General features: G+C 38.0%; 6 protein-coding genes. 3 read left to right on the top strand and 3 right to left on the bottom strand.

Annotated elements, in window-relative coordinates; all coding sequences use genetic code 11:
- Together AB4263_RS21175 and AB4263_RS21170 are read left to right on the top strand one after the other, a co-directional pair.
- A partial coding sequence (locus tag AB4263_RS21175) for a hypothetical protein (RefSeq protein WP_372098852.1) occupies positions 1–793 on the top strand: 793 nt, incomplete at its 5' end.
- Between the two features lie 297 nt (positions 794–1,090).
- The gene (locus tag AB4263_RS21170) at positions 1,091–1,462 is read left to right on the top strand and encodes a hypothetical protein (protein ID WP_102370518.1); all 372 of its coding nucleotides are present in this window, start codon (positions 1,091–1,093) and stop codon (positions 1,460–1,462) included.
- Positions 1,463–2,347: 885 nt separating this feature from the next.
- On the opposite strand, the gene AB4263_RS21165 is transcribed toward AB4263_RS21170, so the two are convergent.
- Positions 2,348–2,650 carry a type II toxin-antitoxin system RelE/ParE family toxin gene (locus AB4263_RS21165; protein ID WP_102370519.1) on the bottom strand — a complete coding sequence of 101 codons (303 nt, stop codon included), beginning with the start codon at positions 2,648–2,650 and terminating at the stop codon, positions 2,348–2,350.
- Positions 2,622–2,858: a TA system antitoxin ParD family protein gene (locus tag AB4263_RS21160; protein WP_016794242.1), complete on the bottom strand. Its 237-nt coding sequence runs from the start codon at positions 2,856–2,858 to the stop codon at positions 2,622–2,624. Before AB4263_RS21160 ends, AB4263_RS21165 begins: the two co-directional genes overlap by 29 nt.
- A gap of 628 nt (positions 2,859–3,486) precedes the next feature.
- Here AB4263_RS21160 and AB4263_RS21155 point away from each other — a divergent pair.
- Positions 3,487–4,632: a tyrosine-type recombinase/integrase gene (locus AB4263_RS21155; RefSeq protein ID WP_372043072.1), complete on the top strand. Its 1,146-nt coding sequence runs from the start codon at positions 3,487–3,489 to the stop codon at positions 4,630–4,632.
- Positions 4,633–4,704: 72 nt separating this feature from the next.
- Here the strand turns inward: AB4263_RS21155 and AB4263_RS21150 are convergent.
- On the bottom strand, positions 4,705–5,296 hold a 592-nt coding region (locus tag AB4263_RS21150), incomplete at its 5' end, for an EAL domain-containing protein (protein WP_372098851.1).

Below are 5,296 nucleotides of genomic sequence, written 5' to 3'. Positions count from 1 at the left end.
ATGCTCCGAAATATGCAATATACCCAAAAGCTTATCTGATAGTGATGGCAAACTATCTATGGCTAAGTTTAACGGTATGATTCGGCTTGGTCGAAGTATTGAGCTATTCGAGGATATCTTTAAGCAGCTTAAAGCTCCGATAAATGTTCTTTATGTTTCAACACCAGTAGTTGACCACGCACCCACATACGATATCCAATCAGATCATGGTGCTCTCTATCTATCTGACCACCAAGGTCATCCCAAATTAGGGGCTGGTAACATGAGCGATTACCTTGAACAGTATTTTGTTAATGGGCAGCTCGACATTGCTTCGTTAATGTATAATGACCATTACATAGCGATCAAGCTTCTTTTTAATAAAAAGCATTATCTATCCTCAATGAAATTACTAGTTTCGTTTGTTGATACTATGGGGTACTTAGATTTTGGTGAAAGTGGTAATGTTTTTATTCTTTGGTTAAGAAAATATGCAGTGTTGAAAGATTTAGATATCACTGAGGAGGAACTATGGGAGTTCCGTAACTCCATTTTGCATATGACAAACTTAGACTCTCGTAAAGTAAAACAAGGTAAAGTTAAAAGAATTAGCTTTACGGTCGCACCAACAGGAACCACGACGTTTTCAGACCATGATACCAAATACTTTAATTTCGTTGACTTAATATCGGAGTTAAAAAAGGCCATGGAAAAGTGGCTTGTTTCATACGTCGAAAACCCGTCAAAACTAGTTGAGTTTGTAACGCGATATGACCGTGTTGTGGCTGACAGTCGGTACGCAGAAATACCCTAATAAGTCGAATAAATTGATACAGCACATGTCACGAATTTAGCAATTGTTCTTAGAGTTACTGAATTGCAATCCTAAACCGAAATTGCCCCAAACTGTCTTAGATTGTTGATTCTACTGTATTTCTGTCTTCCTAAATTAGCCAAATTTTTCTAATGCTCGGTCCCAAGCTTATTAGGCGGACTTTTTCCGTATTTTCTTATCGTACTTCACATGAATCGCTTATGTGCCTTGAGTTACATATTAAATTTGAGCAAGATAAACAGATAGAAAAAGCGGAATTATGTAAAGGAAGCTACCATGAGTGACTCAATTGTAATTCGAACAAAAAGTGATCTTGAAAAAGCTATTGATGCAGGTACTGAACACTTCATAGTAAAAGGTGAACTAGCGGAAAAGCTAGAACGTTCAAGAACTATTAAAAAACTATCTAAACCTATGTTGGCAGCTTTGGGGGCCGCAATTGTCGCAACTCCATTTACTGGAGGTGTAAGTGGGGCTGTTGGTTTCGCTGCTGTTGCGACGCTTACTGGAATTGAGATTGTCGCAATTGTTGCAGTTGCTTTTCTTGGCATTTCCTTGGTGTTACAAATTTGCGAAAATTTTGAAATGAAATTCAAAGGCAAAAAAGGTGACTCCGAAGCAGAAATGCATATGAAAAAAAACAAGTAAAGAGTCATATTATGAGTAAATTTGTCAAAGGGGCTCCCTATTTTTTTGTCTGTAAAAAATGCAAGCATAAATTCCATAGGAATTTAAAATTAGGTTTAATTTGCCCTAAATGCAGATCCTTAAAAGTTGTCACCGATCCTTCAGTGCTAAAGTGAAACTAACAATCGCATCAAGTCGCCGCTACGTTTTACGGCCCCTTATGCGGGTGAAGATTTACCATACTTGAGATAATTTATGAGTTGCTAATTTAGTAAAGACGCTGACAAAGTTTTGTCCAGAACCTTCACAGATGGCACTTCTCAATTCAGAAGTGCCCTATTATTGGCGAGATCTTTTACTCATTCACACCCTGTTCATGGGCTTTTATCGCACTAAAACTTATCCATTCTTCTCATGCTGTTAATCCCCGAGATGTTTCACGGGATGTAGATTCCACCTTTCCTTCAGCGTTAGCTAACCTTAAGTTTTTTTCGATCAGTTTGTAGGTGTTTTAGGTAGTTTTTGATTTCTTCAGAACTCGCTTTCTGTCCGTCAGGCCAATCAAGCTCACTAATCATTACAGAACCTAGCCCATAAATCGGTTTATCCAAGGAGCATCACTTGGTTCTTTGCCACCACAAATGAGTATTTCTAATGGGCGTGATCCAGAGTTAAATCTAATAATTGATTTTGGTAATCTACTCATCTTATTTCCCTTAATTACTTTAATAATCAAGCCTTCAGCGATGAAATTAACACTTCACTGCCGACAGGCAGCTTAGCCTTGGGTAAGCATACTGATAGCCTTAAGGTTACATATCAACGCTGTACGTAAAAAATATTTAGTATAATTAGCATATACCTCACTCGTTCCACAAAAAAGCCTCGCGCTTGGCAAGGCTTTGGTCACCTAAATGTTCTGGATACATCTCGATAAAAGTTTTCATGACTGCCCAACGCCATTAGGGTCAGGACTAACGTCCCGTCTTCATCGTAGTTGTACCCGAGCAAGGTGAGCTGTTTGTTTATCTTAAACTTGTGCACCCTAAGAAAAGACAAATCGCCTTTCTTCATCACGCCAATAAAAGGGTTTTCTATAACCCCTTTCACTGCTTTATCTAGCTCTTGTTTCTGGTTTTTGTGTAGCTTTTTTACAGCCTTGGCAAATGTCGTAGTTTGCTCAATCTTTGTTACTTTCGCTAAATTCATAAGAGGTCGTATTCCCGTGCTCTAATTCGGCATGAGCGATGATTGCCTGTAGTACGAACTCATAGGTTAAGTCAGGGTTATCCTCCATGATCTTGCCTATTTTTGCCCAATGTTCAATTTGCTTGGGGGTCGTTCGATTTAAAGCTGTTCCAATAGTTGCAGCTCTATCTACTAGGCTCTCATCAAGTCTAACGCTTGTAGTAGCCATATGTCTTACCTTGGTTGATGGTCATTTGTTTGTTGATGTTAATTGTAGCGTATTGCATCATATGTGGCAATTTGCAACAAAACCTTGCTAGTGTGAGGTTCGGTATTCAAAAATAATACTTTTAAATCAAACGATTAGTTAAAATTAAGTACTAGGCTCTATGATAAAGTTTATGCTTGTATAATCTAACGATATTGTGTCTTTTTCATTTTTGATGAACTCCCGTGATTGAAGCATTCGCGATCAAAACTATCGCTCGCTCAAAGAAATCGTTGCTCCGCTATCAAGTCTCAATGTGGTGACAGGTGCCAACGGTAACGTAAGTCAAATCTGTATAAAGCTCTTAAGCTGTTTAGTGAAACAGCTGATGGATACTTGATTTCTGCGTAGGCCAAAAGCGGTGGATTAGAATCTATATTTTGGGCCGGCCCAGAGTGTGATATCCGAGTTAGTGAAAGTATTTAGAAGTACTCTTATTTTGGAACTCTCCGAAGCAGACTTTATTGACACCTAGCTGAGTCATTTTCCTTATGATTCATGTGCAGCAACAAGTCAGATGCCAAGTTATATAATATTACATAGTGTGATATAATTACATTTATATCACACTATTTGTGTAGGGTTTACTATGGATAACAAAAAGCTAATTATCAAGCTAAATCAAGTGACGCTGTCACACTTAAAATCTCAAAAAGAAACACAAGAACAATGGTCCACGCAAAAAGAAACACTCAAGCGATTTAAGGTTCAGTTGCCCGACTTAACTGACAGTTTTGCGCCCGATTGGCATGAATTGCCTAAAGTTGTAAAACAACTGCAGGTGTTTGATGACAATCGCGGCGGTCTCAGCACCAACACATTAAAGATGTTGTCCTTCGTACTACGAAAGTGGGATTATTATTGTAAAGCCGAAGCAATATATAGTTTCCCTATTAATGAATACATCTTATTAAATTGGTTCCGAGCATTAAAAATCGAAGGTGTGAAAATCAATACCCTTCGACAGTATCGAGCCCAGTTAAGCTTGTTCCATAAAATAATGGAAATTGAAGACATAACAAAAAAGCTCTCCGTGAAAACCTTCTTCACTTCGCTTCCGAAAGATGAAATGGAGATTACAGGAGAACAACTTATTGATTTACAGGCAAAACCGTTCAAGAAAGTTCATTTAAATAAACTAATGGATACTTGGGGTAACCACAAGTACCCGATGAGATTCAGAGACTTAACAGTACTTACTATTGCTTATGGAACCTTACTACGTGAATCAGAAATTGGGGCTATCCGAAAAAAACATATCACAATATTGGATAATCGAGATGTTAACATTGATCGTGTCTCATCGAAAACTAGTATTACCCCTGAACCTAAGCGATTAACAGGTCGCTTTGCGTCCATTCTTCGCACGTATTTAACAGAGTATTGTGAAAATCTAGAAGACAATGAATATATCTTCAGCTGGCTTACATCAAAAGGCCTGAGGCCAGCGGCGTACAGAGAAACCCCAATGTCTGGAATGACCGTTGATAGAATTTACCAACGTGCACATCGATGTTTAGAACAATCTGGTGACGTTGTAACTAGTAAACGTCATCATCGAGACATCTGGAGTGGCCACTCTAGCCGTGTTGGTGCGCTGCAAGATGGTTACGCCGCCGGGTTAAGCTTAACCCAATTAATACAGCTTGGAGACTGGAAAAGCGACAGTATGGTCCTGAGATATTTAAGAGGATTAGACAATGAAAATAGCCCCAATCTTTTGTTACAGGATTAACCCTCTAAATCATTTTAAAATTCATGAAGTAAAAGCTTTTATATTAAACCAATATTTAGGGAGAGCTTATGGCTATATTAAGAGTGGCTTAAAAGTTGAGTTACTCTTTCTCGGGCCAACGATATTATCATCACAAGCAGGTATTTTCTTAGAAATCCATTCTAAGTAATCTACTTCATTTAAAGGTTTAGATATAAAGTATCCTTGGAAAGTATCATAGCCTAGTTCTTGTAGAACTTTCAGTTGTTCTAAGGTTTCAACACCTTCGACGATAGGCTGTAGGTTTAATACCTCACAGAAAACTAAAATCCCTTTCAGAATGCCACGCTCTGTTTCTCTGATTGTGTGCCTTACAAACCTCTGATCTACTTTTAGTGTATTAATTGGTAATTTCTGCAAATATGTTAGTGTAGAATAACCAGTACCGAAATCGTCGATAGAAAACGAAACCCCAAACTCTTTACATTTCTTTATTGATTCTGCTGCCGTCTCTATATTGTCGACAGCATGCGTTTCCAATATTTCAACTTCGAGTAATAATAAATTTTTTTCATTTCCCTGTAACACTTTCTCTTTGAGTATAAGAGCAAGTTCTTTAGCTATAAAAGAGTGTGATATATTAATACTTAAAGGGCAGTGATAACCCCCTATCTGGCAGGATAGT

The organism is Vibrio sp. 10N.261.55.C5 (assembly GCF_041470505.1).
Taxonomy (GTDB): domain Bacteria; phylum Pseudomonadota; class Gammaproteobacteria; order Enterobacterales; family Vibrionaceae; genus Vibrio; species Vibrio crassostreae_C.
This window is presented reverse-complemented; position numbering and strand designations above follow the sequence as displayed.